The organism is Erwinia sp. (assembly GCF_031978025.1).
Lineage (GTDB): Bacteria > Pseudomonadota > Gammaproteobacteria > Enterobacterales > Enterobacteriaceae > Erwinia.
The window spans coordinates 1-18288 of record NZ_DALZCD010000062.1 but is presented as its reverse complement, the minus strand read 5'-3'; the positions used below and the strand labels follow the sequence as shown (position 1 = coordinate 18288).

General features: G+C 57.2%; 20 protein-coding genes. 13 read left to right on the top strand and 7 right to left on the bottom strand.

Annotation, left to right across the window (positions count from 1 at the left end):
- Positions 1–221: PLP-dependent transferase (locus tag RTK32_RS07175; protein ID WP_312042780.1), on the top strand; the 221-nt coding region annotated here is incomplete at its 5' end.
- A 60-nt stretch (positions 222–281) separates the two neighbouring features.
- Here RTK32_RS07175 and RTK32_RS07170 read toward each other — a convergent pair.
- Complete coding sequence (locus RTK32_RS07170; protein WP_312042779.1) at positions 282–617, bottom strand: hypothetical protein; 336 nt, start codon at positions 615–617, stop codon at positions 282–284.
- Between the two features lie 192 nt (positions 618–809).
- Between RTK32_RS07170 and RTK32_RS07165 the strand changes: the two genes are divergently transcribed.
- A complete protein-coding gene (locus RTK32_RS07165; protein ID WP_312042778.1) occupies positions 810–1673 on the top strand; it encodes an MBL fold metallo-hydrolase in 864 nt (287 codons plus the stop codon).
- A 34-nt stretch (positions 1674–1707) separates the two neighbouring features.
- On the opposite strand, the gene flhA is transcribed toward RTK32_RS07165, so the two are convergent.
- The 6 genes from flhA to hypA form a co-directional block, all read right to left on the bottom strand.
- Positions 1708–3795: a formate hydrogenlyase transcriptional activator FlhA gene (gene flhA / locus RTK32_RS07160; RefSeq protein WP_312042777.1), complete on the bottom strand. Its 2088-nt coding sequence runs from the start codon at positions 3793–3795 to the stop codon at positions 1708–1710.
- Between the two features lie 80 nt (positions 3796–3875).
- On the bottom strand, positions 3876–4895 hold the full coding sequence (hypE, locus tag RTK32_RS07155; RefSeq protein WP_312042776.1) for a hydrogenase expression/formation protein HypE: 1020 nt from the start codon (positions 4893–4895) through the stop codon (positions 3876–3878).
- The gene (hypD, locus tag RTK32_RS07150; RefSeq protein WP_312042775.1) at positions 4892–6040 is read right to left on the bottom strand and encodes a hydrogenase formation protein HypD; all 1149 of its coding nucleotides are present in this window, start codon (positions 6038–6040) and stop codon (positions 4892–4894) included. The genes hypE and hypD overlap by 4 nt, the downstream gene beginning before the upstream one ends.
- A 3-nt stretch (positions 6041–6043) precedes the next feature.
- Positions 6044–6316 (bottom strand): HypC/HybG/HupF family hydrogenase formation chaperone, encoded by a 273-nt coding sequence (gene hypC, locus RTK32_RS07145; RefSeq protein ID WP_312042774.1) that lies wholly within the window; start codon positions 6314–6316, stop codon positions 6044–6046.
- Positions 6307–7125 (bottom strand): hydrogenase nickel incorporation protein HypB, encoded by an 819-nt coding sequence (gene hypB, locus RTK32_RS07140; RefSeq protein WP_312042773.1) that lies wholly within the window; start codon positions 7123–7125, stop codon positions 6307–6309. Before hypB ends, hypC begins: the two co-directional genes overlap by 10 nt.
- A gap of 25 nt (positions 7126–7150) precedes the next feature.
- Positions 7151–7495: a hydrogenase maturation nickel metallochaperone HypA gene (gene hypA / locus RTK32_RS07135; protein ID WP_312042772.1), complete on the bottom strand. Its 345-nt coding sequence runs from the start codon at positions 7493–7495 to the stop codon at positions 7151–7153.
- A 341-nt stretch (positions 7496–7836) separates the two neighbouring features.
- On the opposite strand from hypA, the gene RTK32_RS07130 reads away from it, so the two are divergent.
- From RTK32_RS07130 to fdhF, 11 genes are all read left to right on the top strand, one after another.
- The gene (locus tag RTK32_RS07130) at positions 7837–8304 is read left to right on the top strand and encodes a formate hydrogenlyase regulator HycA (protein ID WP_312042771.1); all 468 of its coding nucleotides are present in this window, start codon (positions 7837–7839) and stop codon (positions 8302–8304) included.
- Positions 8305–8455: 151 nt separating this feature from the next.
- Positions 8456–9058: a 4Fe-4S dicluster domain-containing protein gene (locus RTK32_RS07125; RefSeq protein ID WP_312042784.1), complete on the top strand. Its 603-nt coding sequence runs from the start codon at positions 8456–8458 to the stop codon at positions 9056–9058.
- Positions 9055–10950 (top strand): proton-conducting transporter membrane subunit, encoded by a 1896-nt coding sequence (locus RTK32_RS07120; RefSeq protein WP_312042770.1) that lies wholly within the window; start codon positions 9055–9057, stop codon positions 10948–10950. Before RTK32_RS07125 ends, RTK32_RS07120 begins: the two co-directional genes overlap by 4 nt.
- Before the next feature lie 10 nt (positions 10951–10960).
- Positions 10961–11914, top strand: a complete 954-nt coding sequence (locus RTK32_RS07115; protein ID WP_312042783.1) for a respiratory chain complex I subunit 1 family protein — start codon at positions 10961–10963, stop codon at positions 11912–11914.
- 37 nt (positions 11915–11951) lie between these two features.
- Positions 11952–13676 carry a hydrogenase large subunit gene (locus RTK32_RS07110; protein ID WP_312042769.1) on the top strand — a complete coding sequence of 575 codons (1725 nt, stop codon included), beginning with the start codon at positions 11952–11954 and terminating at the stop codon, positions 13674–13676.
- Between the two features lie 11 nt (positions 13677–13687).
- Positions 13688–14245, top strand: coding sequence for a formate hydrogenlyase complex iron-sulfur subunit (locus tag RTK32_RS07105; RefSeq protein WP_312042768.1), 558 nt, complete (start codon positions 13688–13690; stop codon positions 14243–14245).
- Positions 14242–15036 carry an NADH-quinone oxidoreductase subunit B family protein gene (locus RTK32_RS07100; protein ID WP_312042767.1) on the top strand — a complete coding sequence of 265 codons (795 nt, stop codon included), beginning with the start codon at positions 14242–14244 and terminating at the stop codon, positions 15034–15036. Before RTK32_RS07105 ends, RTK32_RS07100 begins: the two co-directional genes overlap by 4 nt.
- Positions 15037–15089: 53 nt before the next feature.
- Positions 15090–15509, top strand: coding sequence for a formate hydrogenlyase maturation HycH family protein (locus RTK32_RS07095; protein WP_312042782.1), 420 nt, complete (start codon positions 15090–15092; stop codon positions 15507–15509).
- On the top strand, positions 15502–15987 hold the full coding sequence (hycI, locus tag RTK32_RS07090) for a hydrogenase maturation peptidase HycI (RefSeq protein ID WP_312042781.1): 486 nt from the start codon (positions 15502–15504) through the stop codon (positions 15985–15987). Before RTK32_RS07095 ends, hycI begins: the two co-directional genes overlap by 8 nt.
- Before the next feature lie 172 nt (positions 15988–16159).
- Positions 16160–16705: an electron transport protein HydN gene (hydN, locus tag RTK32_RS07085; RefSeq protein ID WP_312042766.1), complete on the top strand. Its 546-nt coding sequence runs from the start codon at positions 16160–16162 to the stop codon at positions 16703–16705.
- Positions 16706–16727: 22 nt separating this feature from the next.
- On the top strand, positions 16728–18288 hold a 1561-nt coding region (gene fdhF, locus RTK32_RS07080; protein ID WP_312042765.1), incomplete at its 3' end, for a formate dehydrogenase subunit alpha.

Genomic DNA, 18288 nt, shown 5'->3' with positions numbered 1-18288 from the left:
CCTTTAAGCTGCTGAATGCGCTTCAGCTCTTTAAACTGGCGGTCAGCCTGGGCGGCACGGAGTCACTAGCCAGTCATCCTGCCAGCACGACACATTCCGGCGTCGCGGCAGAGGTTCGCACGCGCATTGGCATCAATGAGGCCACCGTTCGCGTCTCAATCGGCATTGAGAACAAAGACGATCTGATTGAGGATTTGCGCCTGGCGCTGGAAAAGGTGTGAGGCGTTCCCGATAACGAGAGACGGCCCCGGCAAACGCTGGTTAAACCGGGGCCAGCAGCCTTAGCACTTATGCGCGGCTTTCAGTAACGCATTGCAAGAGGCAGAACCCGCTGCCGTTGGCAGAGCAGACCCATCCGTCGGGGAGCAGACGGCATCGCTGCTGATGCCGGCCGTAGAGTAATAGCACTGGAAAACTTTACCCTGGGTGGTCGCGTGGAAGCGAACAGCGTCGATCTCGCTGGTACGCTGCGTAATAATCACTTTATCCGCTGTTGTGCCCAGCGCAAAGGCCGCTTTATCTTTAATACTCTGGTCGGTGCGAACCGCATTATCGACCATACCACAGCCGCTGAGCAGCACGCTTCCTGCCAAAACCACACCCAATAACGCCTTCATTTTCATCTTCTTATTCCGCTTTTTTTGGAGCGGGAATTGTAACAGGAAACGTCGCGACGTCCAGACCGCATGCTACGTTGCCCGTCCCGATAGCGCTTTTCGCTCCCAGCTGTTCCCGATTGGCTTTACCCGCGGTCAGGCTTCATGAAAAGCGCCTACACTTATTCACTTGACTTTGATGGAGGCGAATTTGTGAAGGTTATTCATCTTAACTGTGGCTGTATGTGTCCTGTCGGCGGCGCGCTTTACGACGGTTTCAGCAAAGGCATCCGTGCGCACCTTGCCTGCCATTGCCTGCTTATCGAAACGGAAAACAGCGGGCTGGTGCTGGTTGATACCGGCTTTGGTACGGAAGATATCAGGGCGCCGGGCGGGCGTATCGCCCCTTTTTTCCGCGTAATGAACAACATACAACGCAGGCCCTCTTTGACCGCGCTGTCGCAAATCCTGGCGTTAGGCTATCAGGCAGCGGACGTTCGTCACATCGTCCTCACCCATCTGGACTTTGATCATGCCGGAGGGCTGACGGATTTTCCGCAGGCGCAAATTCATCTTATGCAGCGCGAAATTGATACTTCCCGGCAGCACGACAGCTGGCTGGCCCGCTCCCGTTATCGGCCGGGACAGTGGAGCGGCGTCTCGGCCTGGACAGGGTATAACGTATCGGGTGAAAAATGGTTTGGCTTTGATGCCGTAACCGACCTGCAAGGCTTACCCCCAGAAATCCTGATGATCCCTTTACCAGGCCATACGCCGGGGCATGCCGGCATTGCGGTACAAACCGATAGCGGCTGGCTGCTACACGGCGGCGATGCGTGGTTCTATCAGCGCGAACTTGAACAGCAGCGCCACTGCACGCCCGGATTGCGCTTTTACCAGTGGTTCATGGCGGCAGATAACAAAACCCGCCACAGTAATCAGCAACGGCTGCGCGAACTGGCCCACCATCATTCTGCGGAGATCGATCTTTTTTGTAGCCACGATTACCGCGAGCTGGAAAGAAGAATGGCCCTGAATCCGCTCTCAACCAGGGCCGATAAGCTGCCCGGGCGTTGATATTTCCCGGCGTTTATTCAGGGCTTATAAAACGCTACTTGCCTGAAATCCCCATCTTTTTCATTCTGGAAAGCAAAGTGGTGCGCTTCAGCCCCAGCCGAACTGCCGCGCCTCGCGGACCCGCGACAACGCCATTACTTTCTTTTAACGCCTGAATAATCCGCTCACGTTCATCCTCACCTCCCGGTGGGGCTGAAACCTCCGCAGACAACGGGGGAACGGCCGCGATCGGCAGGGGATAATGCAGTTCAGGCAGCTGCAAATCCAGCACGCTGCCACGCGTCAGCAGTACGGCACGCTCAATCACGTTTTCCAGTTCACGCACGTTGCCCGGCCACGGCATACGACTAAGCAGCCTTAACGTTTCTGCCGGAATGCTGTTGATGGTGCGCTTCATCCGACGGGAAATTTTACTGGTCAGAAACTTCACCAGCTGCGGAATATCTTCCGGGCGTTCACGCAGCGGCGGGATCACAATGGGAAAGACGTTTAACCGGTAATAAAGGTCGCTGCGAAAGGATTTATCGGCCACCATCTGGCTCAGATCGCGGTTAGTCGCGGCAATTATCCGTACGTTTACGGAAATTTGCTTGCTGCCGCCTACCCGCTCAAACTCCTGTTCCTGCAGAATACGCAACAGCTTGGGCTGCAGTTCTAAAGGAATTTCGCCGACCTCATCCAGAAAGAGCGTGCCCTGGTCGGCCAGCTCAAAACGGCCCATGCGCTGCGCCGTAGCACCGGTAAAGGCACCTTTCTCATGCCCAAACAGCTCACTTTCCATCAGGCCTGCTGGCATTGCGGCACAGTTCATTTTGACCATACGCTTGTCGTGCCGATCGCCCAAAGCATGAATGGCTCTGGCAATCAGCTCTTTACCCGTGCCAGTTTCCCCGAGGATCAGTACGGAACAGTCGCTCTTCGCGACAATTTCCACCTGTTTCAACACTTTTGACATGCTGGGGCTTCGCCCAACGATATCGCTGAAGTCAGGATTATGACTGTTAATCTGCTCGGTCAGATAGAGATTCTCATGCTGTAGCTTTTCCTTCAGGCTTTTTATCTCCTGATACGCCAGCGCGTTATCTACCGCAATGCCGATGCGCTCGGCAATCTGCTGCAGTACTCTCAGATTGGCTGGCGTAAAATTATCCGGCTGCGTCTGGGCCAGCTTCAGCACGCCCAGCGTTTTGTCTTTGAAGCGCAGCGGCAACAGACACAACGTTTTGACCTGATTACGCCACAGTTGTTGAAACAGCGCATTTTGTACGCTCTCCCCACCTTTTGCTGGCGGCACGCTGGTTAGCAGGCTTTCGCCACTTTTCATGACCTGTTCTTCCAGCGTACCGGCCAGCGTGATGCGGGACTGTTCGCGTTCGGCAACATGCGTTTCTATATAATGAGTGGTGTAAACATTTGCCTGCTCGCTCGCTTTATCCACGTCGCACAATACGATGCTGATGGCGTTGATATGGAAAAACTGATGGATCGTTTTGGCAATTTCACCGGTCAGTTCGTCAAGATCCAGGCGGGAGATAACCGCGTTGGTTATATCCACCAGAAGACGAAAATCATCCCGCTCATGGCGTAGCAGCGACTGCTGCAGCTGGGCATGTTCATGCAGCTGGATTTGTTCAACCGCAACGGCCGCCAGCAGGCAAAGCTCGTTCAGCGCCTTTTTATCTTCCGCCGTAAACGCCTGTCCGGTCTGACGCAGGAATTCGCATCCGCCCAGCAATCCTGATGGCCCCGTGAGCGGCACCAGGCAGTAGTCGGTAAACGGCGGATAAAGGTTCAGCGCGGCCAGCTGCGGATAGTGCCGATGCAGCGCCTCACTACGCCAGATCTGCGTTTCTGCCGTTTTACGCAGCGAACATACCGGCCCGCTTGCCAGCAGTGTTTCATCTTCATAAACGATCGGCTGGCTCATTGCATCGGTGCCGTAAAAATGGACGCGAGCATTACGCCCATACAGTATCAGCGTGACGGCTTCCGCCATATTCACGCGGTGCACCACCTGCGTCAGAGCCTCCAACAGCGAGCTCATAGATTGTTGCCGCAGCAGCGTTCGCGTCAGCGTCAATAATCCTTCCTGTTTCGTGTTGCTCAGAGTTGCACTTTGCATAGCTTTAGCCTGGATAGCCTGTAATAAGAAAGATCATTGCCAAAGTAATGTACGTTGAGCCCGATACGCTTTATTTGATATCAACAAATGCGCGGTAAAGGTTCCGAATGAGGCAACATCAACTGACGGGAAACGCCCAGTGCACCACGTAGACAGACCTGCGGATTTTGCGTTATCTCGCCGACAGTGACCGCATCCACGCCCAGCGGATGGTCGCGCAGCACGCGTAATACCTGCTGCTCTGCCTGTGGGGAGACCGCCAACACCAGCTTGCCTTCGTTGGCGAAATCCAGTGCCTCCAGCCCCAGCAGCTCGCAGATGCCTCTTACTGCAGGTTTTACCGGCAGAGCGCTTTCTTCTATTGAGATACCCAACCCACAGGCCCCGGCGAACTCGTGCAGGATAGCGTTGACGCCGCCACGCGTGGCATCACGTAGCGCCCGTATGCCGGGCAGCTGGCGTAGCGGGGCAATAAGGGGAGCCAGAACGGCGCAGTCGCTTTGCACATCTAAATCCATACCCAGCTGCTCACGCAGGTTCAGGATAGTGGCGCCATGGTCACCAAGCGTGCCGCTGACCAGGATCTTATCGCCTGGCTGAAGGTTGCGAGCCGCCCAGTGCACCGTGGTCGGGATCGCACCGATCCCCGCCGTGTTAATAAAGATCTTATCGGCCGCCCCACGCTGAACTACCTTGGTGTCACCGGTAACGATGGCGATACCGGCCTGCTGCGCGGTTTGCGCCATGGCGTTGACAATATTCTGTAAATCGGCAAGCGGCAGGCCCTCTTCCAGGATAAAACCACAGGAGAGGTAAGCGGGTATCGCACCACAGACCGCCAGATCGTTCGCCGTCCCGCATACCGCCAGCTTGCCGATATTTCCGCCGGGAAAGAAGATGGGATCGATAACGTAGCTGTCGGTCGTGAAAGCCAGCCGATCGCCCTGGCGGGTAAAATCTGCTAACGACAGGCGTGCGCCGTCTTCCCGCTCGTTAAGCCAGGGATTATCAAACGCCTGCAGAAACATTCGTTCAATCATCTGCTGCATGGCCCTACCACCGCTGCCATGCGCCATGGTTACTGTCTGTATTGACGTCATCCGATTACCCTCTGTGGCTGCCCTTCCGTTAGCGTTTCCTGATGGCGATACTGATACCAGGCCGCACAAGCGCCTTCAGAAGAAACCATCAGCGCGCCAAACGCATTATGTGGCGTGCAGCCGGTACCAAATAGCGGGCACTGGTGCGGTTTGCACCGTCCGGTGAGCACATCACCGCAGCGTGCCTGCGGGTGATCGGCCACGGCATATCTGCCCGGTTTAAACCGCCGCTCGGCGTCAAAACTGACATAGGCTTCAGCAAGCGATATCCCTGACGCTTCGATCAGCCCCAGTCCACGCCACTCACTGCTGCCAGCAAGCCGGAAGACCTCCCGGATTGCCTGCTGCGCCAGCGGGTTACCTTCTTCCGGCACCACGCGTCGATATTGGTTTTCTGTTTCACAGCGTGCTTCACCTGCCTGTTGCACCAGCATCAATACACTTTGCAGCATATCCAACGGCTCAAAGCCACTGACCACCAGCGGCTTGCCGAACTGCTGATGGATAAACTGATACGGTGCGGTGCCGGTTATCATGGTGACGTGGCCGGGTGCCAGAAACGCGTCAATTCGCACATCGTCCTGCTGCAGCAGGCTGCGTAACGTAGGCATCAGGCTGATATGCTGACAGAACACGCTGAAATTGCCGAGCCGTTGCCGTTTGGCCTGTTGCAGCGTCACGGCCGTCACCGGCATGGTGGTTTCAAAACCCAACGCAAAAAAGACGACCTGACGGTGTGGGTTTTCCCGCGCAAGCTTAAGGGCATCGAGCGGCGAGTAAACCACGCGAACATCCGCCCCTCGTTCGCGGGCCTGTAACAGCGAGCCGTTTTTACCCGGCACGCGCAGCGCATCGCCAAAGGTACAAAAAATCACTTCCGGCAAAGCGGCAATGTCACAACAGGCATCAATTCTGCCCATAGGCAGCACGCACACCGGACAGCCCGGCCCGTGGATAAATTCCAGCTGGGGTGGCAACAGTTTATCCAGACCAAATTTAAAAATGGCGTGGGTATGGCCGCCACACACCTCCATTATCCGCATCGGTTTTTCAGCGGTAAAAGGCAGCTGCGCCGCCTGCCGGGTAAGCTTTTCGAGCAGCTTTTTCGCCAGCGTCGGATCGCGAAACTCATCAACAAAGCGCATAGTTTATCTCCCCCCCGCCAGGAACAGCGCTACATCAGCCTCCACCTCTTCCATGGCATGAAGGGCAGCCAGCGTCTCCTGCGCTTCCTGCTCGTTCAGTCGGGCCAGTGCGAAACCCACGTGGATCAGCACCCAGCTCCCGAGCAAAGCCTCGCGGCTCTCGCCACAGACCAGAGCGATATTGACCTCGCGGCGCAGACCGCAGACCTCGGCCCAGGCATGGTCGCTTAGCTGTTCATGCAGCGCGACAATCTGTCCCGGAATGCCTATGCACATGGTTGTTGCTCCAGCCATGCCAGCCAGCGCGCCATGCCTTCTCCGGTAGTAGCCGACAGTTGAATCACCTCGATCTGTGGATTAACCAGCCGCGCGTTAGCGATACAGGCGTCAACGTCGAAATTCAGATAGGGGAGCAGATCGATTTTGTTCAGGATCATCAGGCGCGATGCCGCAAACATATGGGGATATTTCAGCGGCTTGTCTTCCCCTTCCGTGATGGACAACACCGCCACTTTGCAGTGTTCACCCAGGTCAAAACTGGCCGGACAGACCAGATTGCCGACGTTTTCTATAAACAGCAGGCTGTTATCTTTGGGAGCCAGCTGATGTACCGCGTGATGTACCATCTGGGCATCCAGGTGGCAGCCTTTACCCGTATTGACCTGAATCGCCGGGACGCCGGTCGCACGAATGCGCTCGGCATCGTTAGCCGTTTGTTGATCGCCCTCAATGACCGCGCATGCTCTCAGCGGCGCAAGATGGAGCAGCGTGGTGGTCAGCAACGTCGTTTTACCCGAGCCGGGACTGGAAACCAGGTTCAGCGCCAGGATAGAGGCAGCGGCAAAATGCTCGCGATTATGGGCGGCAATCTGATTATTTTTAGCCAGAATATCGGTTTCTATATCAACCAGGCGGCGTGGTGCGTAAGGCAGGCCGGATGCGTGACCTTCATGACGGTGAACCGCAACGCCGTGATGATGAAAGTGGTGATGAACAGCATCATCACCATCATGAGAATGCAGGGCATCGCCCTCCACGCCTTCAATACGAAGCTCGCCGCTGGCGCAGCCGCAGGTACTGCACATAGTGTTCTCCCCGGGCACTGGCCCGCTATTCTATTTCGATACGTTTAATTTTCATGCCGTCATCGGCAACGACCCGCAGACGGTGTCCGCCGCAATCCGGGCAGAGCAGCACCCCTGGGATCGGGAAGGTGATATCACGCTGGCAGTCGTGGCACCAGCCGATCGCCGCAGGCGTGTCGAGGTGCAGTTCACAGCCTTCGGCCAGCGTTTGTCGACAGGCCAGCCCGAAGCAGAAGCGCAGCGCTTCTGGCTCGACACAGGAAAATGCACCGACCTCCAGCCACACCGAGGTAATCCGCAGCGCATGATGACGCCGGGCAAACTGCTGCATTATTTCCACCGCGTTTTGACATAAAGTAATTTCGTGCATTTTCTTCCTCCAGACAGGCTGAGGAATATTCTGCAATATTGATGCCATAAATTTTCGACAGGTTATTTATAACGGCGCAAAAGAGGGCACCACCCATTTAAAAAGCCTGTTCAGCGCAGACGTCAAATATGACGAAGTGACATATTTTTGACACCTACAACAGGCATTCACGCAGCAAAAATACCGTTATTATTTATTTAACCTGATGAATTAAAAGTCATTGTAAAATATTTTTATCGTCTGGCACGCTTTATGCCAATAGGGTGACAGCCCATCTGTTTCGTCAACATACGTTCCCTGTCGAAACGGCACTCTGTTCACCTTAACCGGCGGTAATAATTATGAGCACCCTTAGCGAACTGACTAACCAGGCTGAGTATATAGCCAGTAAAAACAACACACTGAAGGCGCACTGGCATACCTACCAAAACGTTCTTACTCAGGCCGTAACGCTGTCAGGCCCCCGTATCAATCACACCTTTACCTGTAGTAACGAACGCGGCATCCATTTCACGGTATTTAATCACTTTATTATCAGCATTCATTTAGAGGCTGATTTTTACAGTCAGCGGGTCGTCTACAGCCTGAATATGGCCCAGCCGGGAGAACCGAACGATTTTGAGGCCTTTGCCTGGGCGACATTAACGGAAGAGGGCCGAATTGATAACACCATCGACATCCATGACCGACAGGCCGTGCTGGAACATTACATCAATAAAATCGCGCTTTTTTACCAATGTATTTATGACGCTATTTATAGCAACACGCCCCTACACCCGCAGCTGGAAAAATTAATTAAAAAATTTTAAAGGGCCTGCCCTTATTTGCCCGGCAACACACCTGTTGTTAGCCGCGTAAAGGGCAAGAGGTGACGACATAAATGTCGACATCCTCTTATTACCGTCAATTTCGACATTTTTGACGAAATATCAAGGAGACTTCATGCGTCGCCCGACCGCCATGAATCATTATGTGATAGCCGATGCCAGCCGCTGTATCGGCTGCAATACCTGCATGGCCAGCTGCTCGCAGGAACATCAGCGTTATGGCCTTCAGGCCGCCCCGCGTTTGGAAGTCATGCGCAACGCGCTGGATTCCGCGCCGGTCATGTGTCACCAGTGCGAGGACGCACCCTGCGCCAAAGTCTGTCCGGTAAATGCAATTACCCTCCGGGAGCACGCTGTGCAGCTGAATGAGGCGCTGTGCGTCAGCTGCAAACTATGCGGCATCGCCTGCCCGTTTGGTGCTATCACCTTTTCCGGCAGCACGCCGGTAGCCACGCCCCGCGAGTGCAATACGCCGAAAGCCCTGCCCGCCCCGCTGCCGCCTCCCCCACTCAGTGCTTTCCTGGATTGCGTGCCCGGCGTGCGGGCAGTGGCCGTGAAGTGCGATTTGTGCAGTTTCAGCGAAGCGGGGCCTGCCTGCGTCAGAACCTGCCCGACGCAGGCCATCCAGCTGGTTACCGCCGATCTGTCACTTCATGCCAGTCAACAGAAGCGCCTGCAGGCGGCCAGCTCGCTTCCTGTCAATTTGTTTACCTCTGGCCAGGAGAACCCATCATGACTTTTGCCTTCTCGCCCGCGCCGCTGCTGACGTTTGCGCTGCTGTGCCTGCTGTTGAGCGGCGGCATTGGCTGGCTGTTTTCCGGCACTGCCCGTTTCAGCGCGGCCATTTTTAGCAGCGGCGGCCTGCTGGCCTCGCTGGCAACAATAGCGGCTGCCCTGCCGATCCTGACGGGGGCCTCCTCTACCGCGGCTTTGCCGCCGTTCTCCTTTCTGGCTGTCTTTAGTCCGCTGAACGGGCTGCTGCTGCTGGCTGTTTCACTGCCCGCACTCTTTTGCAGCCTGTATGCCTGGGTATGGCTACGCAGCGTCGGCCGGCCTGTCCGCGCGCGGGCTGGCTTCCTGTGCAATTTACTGCTGGCGACGCTGATTACAGCAGTGCTTGCCGTCAATGCGGTGCAGCTGCTGCTGTCGATGGAGCTGGCGGCGCTGTGCGCCGGGCTGCTGATTGTCCAGAATGACGAGGTAAAAAGCCGTCGCGCCGGGTTGAATCAGTTTTTGTCCGGACGGGTCGGTACGCTCTGCCTGGTGCTGGCTTTTAGCCTGCTTTATCACACCAGCGGCAGTCTGGACTTCGACGTCATCCGCCACAGCGAGTTCTCTGCCAGTGTCAGGTCGGCGGCGTTTCTGCTGTCGCTAACCGGCTTCGGGCTTTACGCCGGCCTGATTCCTCTGCATGGCTGGGTGCCGCAATCGCATACCAGCGCACCCGCTCATGCCGCCGCGCTGTTTTCGTCAGCATTGATGAAAGTGGGCATTTTAGGGGTAATCAAAATCGGCCTGGATTTGTTGGGCACGCCGCCGCTCTGGTGGGGCGTGCTGGTTATGCTGCTGGCGATGCTGACCGCCTTTATCGGCGGACTTTATGCCCTGATGGAACATGATATTCGCCGCCTGCTGGCTTACCACACGCTGGAAAATGTCGGCATTATTCTGCTTGGCGTGGGCGGGGCGATGATCGGCGTCTCCCTGCGTTTGCCGCTGCTGGCGACGCTGGCGCTGTTGGCTGCTCTGTTCCATCTCTTTAACCACGGCCTGTTTAAAACCACGCTGTTTTTAGGCGCGGGCGAAATAGAGCGGCAGACCGGGATCAAAGATATTGAGCGGCTCGGCGGGCTGGCGCGTCTGATGCCGTGGACGGCGGGAGCGATGCTGATCGCGCTGATGGCGATGGCCGCGTTACCCCCTCTGAATGGCTTTGCCAGCGAATGGCTGCTCTATCAGTCTTTCTTCCAGCTGGGCACCACGTCGTTCTGGTTGACTCGCCTGCTCGGCCCGCTGCTTGCCGTCGGGCTGGCGCTGACTGGCGCACTGGCGCTGATGTGTATTGCTAAAGTCTTCGGCGTCACGTTTCTGGGCAGCCCACGCAGCGCTGCAGCGGCCAGGGCGACGTCTGCTCCCCTTGCGGTCAGGCTCAGCATTGTTCTCCCGGCGCTGCTGTGCGTGGTCTTTGGCGTGGCTTCTCCCTGGATCGTGCCCCTGTTTTCCCTCGTTGCCACCGACGTGCTGCAAATGACGCCCCTTATCATCACGCAGCATGACGCCCTTGCTCCGGCTGCATCGTCAGTTTCCGTCCCGATGGTGACGATTTTACTGCTGGCAATGCCGCTGCTCCCCTGGCTCATCGCCGTTGCGCTGCGCGGGAGCCGCCTGCCGAACCGTCAGCGAGGCGATGCCTGGGCCTGCGGCTACGGTCATTCCGCCAGCATGGTGGTCACGGCCACCGGCTTTGCTCAGCCGCTGCGCGTGATGTTTGCACCGCTTTACCTTCTGCGCCAGCGCCTGCTGCCCACGGCGCTGGTAACGGCCCTGCATCAGGGCAGGCTGGCCGCCTTGTGCCGCCGCCTGGCTTTTATTGAACTGGCTGTGCTGCTGGTCGCGGCCCTGGCCTGAGGAACTGATGATGACTTTTCCCTTGATATTGACCGGTTCACTGTGGCCGCTGGCGCTACTGCAGGCGTCAGGGCTGCTGGCGGTCGCGCCGCTGTTTACCGGGGTCAGCCGCGTTCTGCGCGCCCGAATGCACAACCGCCAGGGGCCTGGCGTTCTACAGGAATACCGCGATATCGCCAAGCTGTTGCAGCGTCAGAGCGTGGCTCCGGCGGCATCCGGCCTGGCCTTCCGCAGTATGCCCTGGCTGTTAACCGGCATATTACTGGTTATTGCTACCGCGCTGCCCGTAGTGACGTTGGCCTCGCCAATGGCTGGTGCGGGTGACCTGATAACCCTTATTTATCTCTTCGCCCTGATGCGCTTCGTGTTTGTGCTGGCCGGTCTGGATACCGGCAGCCCTTTTACCGGCATCGGGGCCAGCCGGGAAGCCGTGCTGGGCGTACTGGTGGAGCCCATTCTCCTGCTTGGCCTGTGGATAGCTGCGCTGGTTGCCGGTTCGACCTCGCTCGGCGCGATTAGCGCGCGGGTAGTGCACTGGCCGCTTGCCTCTTCGCTGACGCTGCTACTGGCTGGGCTGGCCTGCGCCTTCGCCACCTATATCGAAATGGGCAAACTGCCTTTCGATCTGGCCGAGGCCGAGCAGGAGGTGCAGGAAGGCCCGCTGACCGAATATGCCGGCGCGGCGCTGGGCGTGCTGAAAATAGGCATCAGCCTGAAGCAGCTGGTGGTGCTGCAGCTGTTCCTCGGCCTGTTTATTCCCTTTGGCCTGGCAGCCGCCCCGACGCCGCTTGCTCTGCTGGTGGCCCTGCTGCTCAGCCTGGCAAAACTGCTGATCGCCGTCCTGCTGGTGGCCTTCATTGAAAACAGCGTAGCGCGCCTGCGCTTTTTAAAAACGTCCCGTACCACCTGGACGGGGTTCGGACTGGCATTTCTGGCGCTGGTTTCCTGGCTGATAGCGGGCTGATATTTTTTATTCCGCTCCGGCGGGAAGAGGGTTGGTTATGCGTGAGTTTGCTTCTGAATTAAATCAACATCCGGTGGGCCTGCACTATCTGGCCGCGCTGGAGAAACAGTTTCCCGCAGCGCTGCTTCACAGTGAATGGCAGACCGATACGCAAGCGACGGTCACCGTTAAACTGCATTCGCTGCCGGAAGTGGTGGAGTGGCTCTACTACCAGCAGGGCGGCTGGCTTTCCGTCTTGTTTGGCAATGATGAACGCACGCTGTGCGGTCACTATGCGCTGTATTATGTGCTGTCGATGGAACAGGGCGTGAAGTGCTGGATTACCGTGCGCGTCGAAGTGGATCCTGTCTCTCTGGACTTCCCGTCAGTGACGCCGCGTGTGCCGGCAGCCGTCTGGGGCGAACGCGAAGTGCGGGATATGTATGGGCTGCATCCGGTTGGCCTGCCGGACGAGCGTCGCCTGGTCCTGCCGGATGACTGGCCTGACGATTTATATCCGCTGCGTAAAGACGCGATGGATTACCGTCAGCGTCCCGCTCCCACCACCGACAATGAAACCTATCCCTTTATTGCCGAAGCAAAGGAAGGGAGCGCGATCGTGCCAATTGGCCCCCTTCACGTCACTTCTGACGAACCCGGACACTTTCGTCTTTTCGTCGATGGCGAAGACATTATCGACGCCGACTACCGGCTGTTTTACGTGCACCGCGGCATGGAAAAACTGGCTGAAACCCGCATGGGCTATAACGAGGTTACCTTTCTTTCCGATCGCGTATGCGGCATCTGCGGCTTTACCCACAGCGTGGCGTATACCTCATCCGTTGAGAATGCGATGGGCATCGTGGTGCCCGAGCGTGCGCAGACCATCCGTTCAATTTTGCTGGAGGTGGAACGTCTGCACAGCCATCTGCTCAATTTGGGGCTGGCCTGTCACTTTGTCGGCTTCGATTCCGGCTTTATGCAGTTTTTCCGCGTGCGCGAGCAGTCAATGAAGATGGCGGAAATCCTGACCGGCGCCCGCAAGACCTACGGCATGAACCTGATAGGCGGCCTGCGTCGCGACATTCTGAAGGCGGATATGATCCAGACCATTGCGCTGGCAGGCGGCATGCGGCGCGAGCTGAACGATCTGGTGGATATTTTGCTCAGTACGCCGAATACCGAACAGCGCAGCGTGGGGGTTGGTCTGTTAGACCCGCAGATAGCGCGCGATTTCAGTAATGTCGGCCCGATGATCCGCGGCAGCGGCTACCGCCGCGATATGCGAGCGGATCATCCCTATGCCGGCTATGCCAGCCTGCCGTTTGAGCTTCACAGCGAAACCGGTAACGACGTTTACTCACGCCTGAAGGTGCGCATTCACGAGGTGTTTAACTCGCTGAACATGATCGAATTTGGCCTGCAGAATCTGCCGCAGGGCCCGCTGATCACCGAAGGCTTTACCTATATTCCTCACCGCTTCGCGCTGGGCTTTGCCGAGGCGCCGCGCGGCGATGACGTGCACTGGAGCATGACCGGCGACAACCAGAAGCTGTTTCGCTGGCGCTGCCGTGCGGCGACCTATGCCAACTGGCCAACGCTGCGCTATATGCTGCGCGGCAATACCGTTTCGGACGCGCCGCTGATAATCGGCAGCCTCGACCCCTGCTATTCCTGTACCGACCGGATGACGGTGGTTGACGTGCGTAAGAAAACCACCCGGGTCGTGCCTTACAAAGAGATCGAACGTTATGGCATTGAACGCAAAAACTCGCCGCTTTAGGGAGCAACAGCATGTTAAAGCTGATTAAAAAAGTGCTGAAGACCGGTACCGCAACGGTAGCCTATCCGGCCCGGCCGCTGGAGATGGCGGAAAATTTCCGCGGCAAGCCACAGTACAACGCGCAGCAGTGTATCGGCTGTGGCGCCTGCGCCAACGCCTGCCCGTCCAACGCGCTGACGATGACCCATACGGAGGAAGGTGACGGGGTTCGCTGGTCGCTGTTTTTAGGCCGCTGCATTTTCTGTGCGCGCTGCGAGGAAGTCTGCCCGACAGCCGCCATCAAACTGTCACAGGCCTTTGAACTGGCGGTATGGCGTAAAGAAGATCTGTTTGAAACCGCTGATTTTCCGGTTTGCCACTGCCGGCAGTGCGGCCATCCCTACGCCGTGCAGAAAGAGATCGACTTTGCGCTCTCTCTGTTACAGGAAAACGCTGCCCTGAGCGAGCGACAAATTGCGGCGCGTCGCGAGCAGTATGAAACCTGCCCGGCCTGCAAGAAAAAGCACCATCTGCCCTCTTCCGACCAGACAAATATGGGTCGTCATCTGACCCAGGAGGCACAGCCATGAGCCAGATCCTGCATGGGCCACGTGATGAAAACGGTCTGCCGATACCCGTTACGCTTGACGAGAGTATCGCTGGCCTGAAGGGTACATTGTTGAATAAGATCCGCCGTTCCGCCTACGTTTATCGGGTTGATTGCGGCGGCTGTAACGGCTGCGAGATTGAAATTTTTGCCGCTATTTCGCCCTTGTTTGACGCTGAACGCTTTGGTATTAAGGTGGTTCCTTCCCCGCGTCATGCCGATATTTTGTTATTTACCGGTGCCGTCACCCGCGCCATGCGCGTACCCGCGCTGCGTGCCTGGGACGCTGCGCCAGACCCTAAGATCTGCATTTCTTACGGCGCCTGCGGCAACAGCGGCGGCATTTTCCACGATCTTTATTGCGTCTGGGGCGGCACGGACAAGATTGTTCCGGTAGATGTTTATATTCCCGGCTGCCCGCCCACGCCCGCTGCCACTATTTATGGTTTTGCCATGGCACTCGGCCTGCTCGATCAAAAAATAAAAGGTCAGCAGCACGACGAGGCGGCAGAACCGGCGGCGTTGCTGCACCCTACGCTACCGCAGCCGCTGCGGGTGCTACTGGATCGGGAAGCACGACGCATGGCCGGTTATCGCTATGGCCGCCAGATTGCCGATCGTTTTATGCAGGCGGTAGCCGCGCCTGGCATACAAACCGTGGAACAGCGCATTACCGCGTGGCTGGATGAGCAGAACGATCTGCGTCTCACTGAAATAGTCGGTCATCTACAGCTAATTTATCAGCAAGTTATGCGTGGGGAGGTTCGCCTGTGAGCACCCTGACCGATCCGCAGCGTTACGCCCGGTACCAGCCGTCGGCGCCCTCCCTGCACGACAAAGTGGTGTTTTACGCACTGGGCAGCAAATTTGTCGATGAAAAATCCGCGCAAAAGCGCAGCTCGAAGAAAGTACAGGAGGTGGTTTACTACAGCCTGGCGATAGGTCACCACGTGGGCGTGATCGATTGTCTACAACCCCAGCTGACCTGTCCGCTTACGGGCTATCTGCAGTGGGTGGCCTGTCTGGCAGAAAACAGCGAGGCGCAGCGAAAAATGGCAGGCGTCCGCCGCTTTGGCGAAATCACTATCGACAGCAGCCACACCCATCTGCTGGCCCTGGCGCTGCGTGATGCCCGGGAACAAATGAGCGTTGAGCAGCAAGCCTGGAGCGACAGGCTGATCGCGTTGCTCCAGCAAATTGAAAACGACCCCGCTATGTACCTGATGGTCAGGAGATATGATGCGTAATGCCTCTTCCCGCTACGCTTTGTTGTGCGTCGGCAATAGCATGATGGGCGATGACGGTGCCGGGCCACGCCTGGCAGAACTTTGTGCCACCGCCCCGCTGCCGGGCTGGACGGTGGTCGATGGAGGAGCCGTGCCGGAAAACGATATCGGCTATCTGCGCGAGCAGCTTCCCGACCACCTGGTGATTGTGGACGCCACCGACATGGGGCTGGCCCCCGGCGAAATGCGGCTTATCGACGAAAGCGATATCGCCGACATGTTCATCATGACCACCCACACGCTGCCGCTTACTTTTTTGATTCAACAGCTGCGGGAAGCCATTCCGCACATCACTTTTGTTGGCATTCAGCCTGATGTGGTGGCCTTTTATGCGCCGCTCAGCCCGGCGGTTGAGCAGGCAGTAGGCGAGCTTTATCAGCGGCTTCCTCGGCTGGAAACGGGCCTGGGCATTGCGCGCTTTCATCCACAGCCGACCTGACAAAAGTGTCGGGAAAGTGTCGACATACTCACCCGCCCTTCGTCACCTTTCTCCCCCTTGCGTTAATAGATTGAAAGTGAAGCAAAAAATAATTTCTGCTGGCTGGAACGCTTTATGCATTACCTCCGCCATCGGGCCGGGATCCGCCGGCCGGTAAAATCAGGAGAGTCAGATGAACCGGTTCATCATTGCCGATCCCCAAAAATGTATCGGCTGCCGTACCTGTGAAATCGCCTGTGTGATGGCCCACAGCGCGTCGCAGGATATTTCGCAGCTCAATATCACCACTTTTACGCCTCGTTTGCATGTCATCAAAAGCGTCAACCTCAGCACGCCGGTGATGTGCCGCCAGTGTGAAGACGCCCCTTGCGCTAACGTCTGCCCAAATGGCGCCATCACCCGCCGCGACGGTCATGTTCAGGTGATGCAAGAGCACTGTATCGGCTGCAAAACCTGTGTGGTCGCCTGCCCTTATGGCGCGATGGAAGTGGTGGTTAAGCCTCTTTTTCGCCAGAACGCGGCGGCCATGACCGCTACCGCTGATAAAGCGGAAGCGCACAAATGCGATCTGTGCGATGGCCGTGCAGCAGGCCCGGCCTGTCAGGAAGTCTGCCCGACCAAGGCCTTGCTGACCGTTGACCGCAATCGGTTACAGGAAATGAACGTAGAAAAACGCCGCCGTGCGGCGCTTGCCAGCACTTCCGGCCTGCTGTTTTAACCCGGAAAAGAGGAGAATCAGGATGAAAAAAGTGACGACTGTTTGCCCTTACTGTGGGGCCGGATGCAAACTGAATCTGGTGGTAGAAAACAATAAAATTCTGCGGGCCGAGGCGGCTGACGGCGTGACCAATCAGGGCGAGCTGTGCCTGAAAGGCTACTATGGCTGGGATTTTCTGAACGATACCAAACTGCTGACGCCACGCCTGACGCAGCCGATGATCCGTCGACAGAGGGGCGGAAAATTTGAGGTGGTCAGCTGGGAGGAAGCTATCCGCTATACCGCTAAGCGCCTGAAAGAGATCAAAGAGCAGCACGGCCCGCGCGCGATAATGCATACCGGTTCTTCCCGCGGAACCGGCAACGAAACGAACTACGTCATGCAGAAGTTTGCTCGTGCAGTCATCGGCACCAATAATGTCGACTGCTGCGCCCGCGTCTGCCATGGCCCTTCCGTGGCGGGTCTCCAGGCCACACTCGGCAACGGCGCCATGAGCAATTCCATCAACGATATTGAAAATTCCAAATGCCTGCTGGTGATTGGCTATAACTGCGCCGACTCCCACCCTATCGTGGCCCGTCGGGTGATCAAGGCCAAAGAGAAAGGGGCGCAAATTATCGTTTGCGATCCCCGCCGCATTGAGACGGCCCGTATCGCCGATCAGCATCTGCAGATCAAAAACGGCTGTAATATGGCACTGGTCAACGCCTTTGCCTACACGCTGATCGAAGAAGATCTCTACGATCGTGATTACGTTGCAAAATATACGGAAGGGTTTGACGCGTATCGTCGCCAGCTGGCCGATTATTCGCCGGAAGCGGTGGCTGAACAGACCGGCGTATCCGCACAGCAAATCCGTCAGGCCATGCGCACCTTTGCCGCGGCGCCCTCTGCTACCATTATGTGGGGAATGGGCGTTACGCAGTTTGGCCAGGCCGTCGACGTGGTGAAAGGCCTGGCCGGGCTGGCGCTGCTGACCGGCAACCTGGGGCGACCTAACGTTGGCGTCGGGCCGGTACGCGGGCAAAACAATGTGCAGGGTGCCTGCGATATGGGCGTGCTGCCCAATGAGTTCCCCGGCTATCAGTCGGTGACTGACCCGCAGATCCGCGCAAAATTTGCCGACGCCTGGGGCATCAACGCCGATCGGATGGATGCGGAAATCGGCTACCGCATTACCGAGATCCCTCACTTGGCGCTGGAAGGACACGTCAAAGCCTATTACATCATGGGAGAGGATCCGCTCCAGACCGAGGCCGATTTAAGCCTGGTGCGTAAAGGGTTTGAGGCGCTGGAGTTTGTGGTGGTGCAGGATATTTTTATGACCAAAACTGCCGAGCAGGCGGATGTGATTTTACCCGCGACCTCATGGGGTGAACACGGCGGCGTCTTTTCCTGTGCCGACCGCGGCTTTCAGCGTTTTGAAAAGGCTATTGAACCCAAAAATAACGTCAAACGCGACTGGGAAATTATCAGCCTGCTCGCCACGGAACTGGGTTACCCGATGCACTACCGCGATAACCAGGAAATCTGGGATGAAATGCGGGAGCTGTGCCCGCTGTTCTACGGGGCTACCTATGAAA

Bases quoted from the DNA above. Each gene is read 5' to 3' on its own strand.
- hydN (WP_312042766.1), top strand. From the start codon at position 16,160: ATGAACCGGTTCATCATTGCCGATCCCCAAAAATGTATCGGCTGCCGT.
- RTK32_RS07110 (WP_312042769.1), top strand. From the start codon at position 11,952: ATGCGTGAGTTTGCTTCTGAATTAAATCAACATCCGGTGGGCCTGCAC.
- hycI (WP_312042781.1), top strand. From the start codon at position 15,502: ATGCGTAATGCCTCTTCCCGCTACGCTTTGTTGTGCGTCGGCAATAGC.
- hypE (WP_312042776.1), bottom strand. From the start codon at position 4,895: ATGACGTCAATACAGACAGTAACCATGGCGCATGGCAGCGGTGGTAGG.
- hypD (WP_312042775.1), bottom strand. From the start codon at position 6,040: ATGCGCTTTGTTGATGAGTTTCGCGATCCGACGCTGGCGAAAAAGCTG.
- flhA (WP_312042777.1), bottom strand. From the start codon at position 3,795: ATGCAAAGTGCAACTCTGAGCAACACGAAACAGGAAGGATTATTGACG.
- RTK32_RS07100 (WP_312042767.1), top strand. From the start codon at position 14,242: ATGAGCCAGATCCTGCATGGGCCACGTGATGAAAACGGTCTGCCGATA.
- RTK32_RS07170 (WP_312042779.1), bottom strand. From the start codon at position 617: ATGAAGGCGTTATTGGGTGTGGTTTTGGCAGGAAGCGTGCTGCTCAGC.
- hypA (WP_312042772.1), bottom strand. From the start codon at position 7,495: ATGCACGAAATTACTTTATGTCAAAACGCGGTGGAAATAATGCAGCAG.
- hypB (WP_312042773.1), bottom strand. From the start codon at position 7,125: ATGTGCAGTACCTGCGGCTGCGCCAGCGGCGAGCTTCGTATTGAAGGC.
- RTK32_RS07115 (WP_312042783.1), top strand. From the start codon at position 10,961: ATGACTTTTCCCTTGATATTGACCGGTTCACTGTGGCCGCTGGCGCTA.
- RTK32_RS07105 (WP_312042768.1), top strand. From the start codon at position 13,688: ATGTTAAAGCTGATTAAAAAAGTGCTGAAGACCGGTACCGCAACGGTA.
- RTK32_RS07120 (WP_312042770.1), top strand. From the start codon at position 9,055: ATGACTTTTGCCTTCTCGCCCGCGCCGCTGCTGACGTTTGCGCTGCTG.
- RTK32_RS07125 (WP_312042784.1), top strand. From the start codon at position 8,456: ATGAATCATTATGTGATAGCCGATGCCAGCCGCTGTATCGGCTGCAAT.
- RTK32_RS07130 (WP_312042771.1), top strand. From the start codon at position 7,837: ATGAGCACCCTTAGCGAACTGACTAACCAGGCTGAGTATATAGCCAGT.
- hypC (WP_312042774.1), bottom strand. From the start codon at position 6,316: ATGTGCATAGGCATTCCGGGACAGATTGTCGCGCTGCATGAACAGCTA.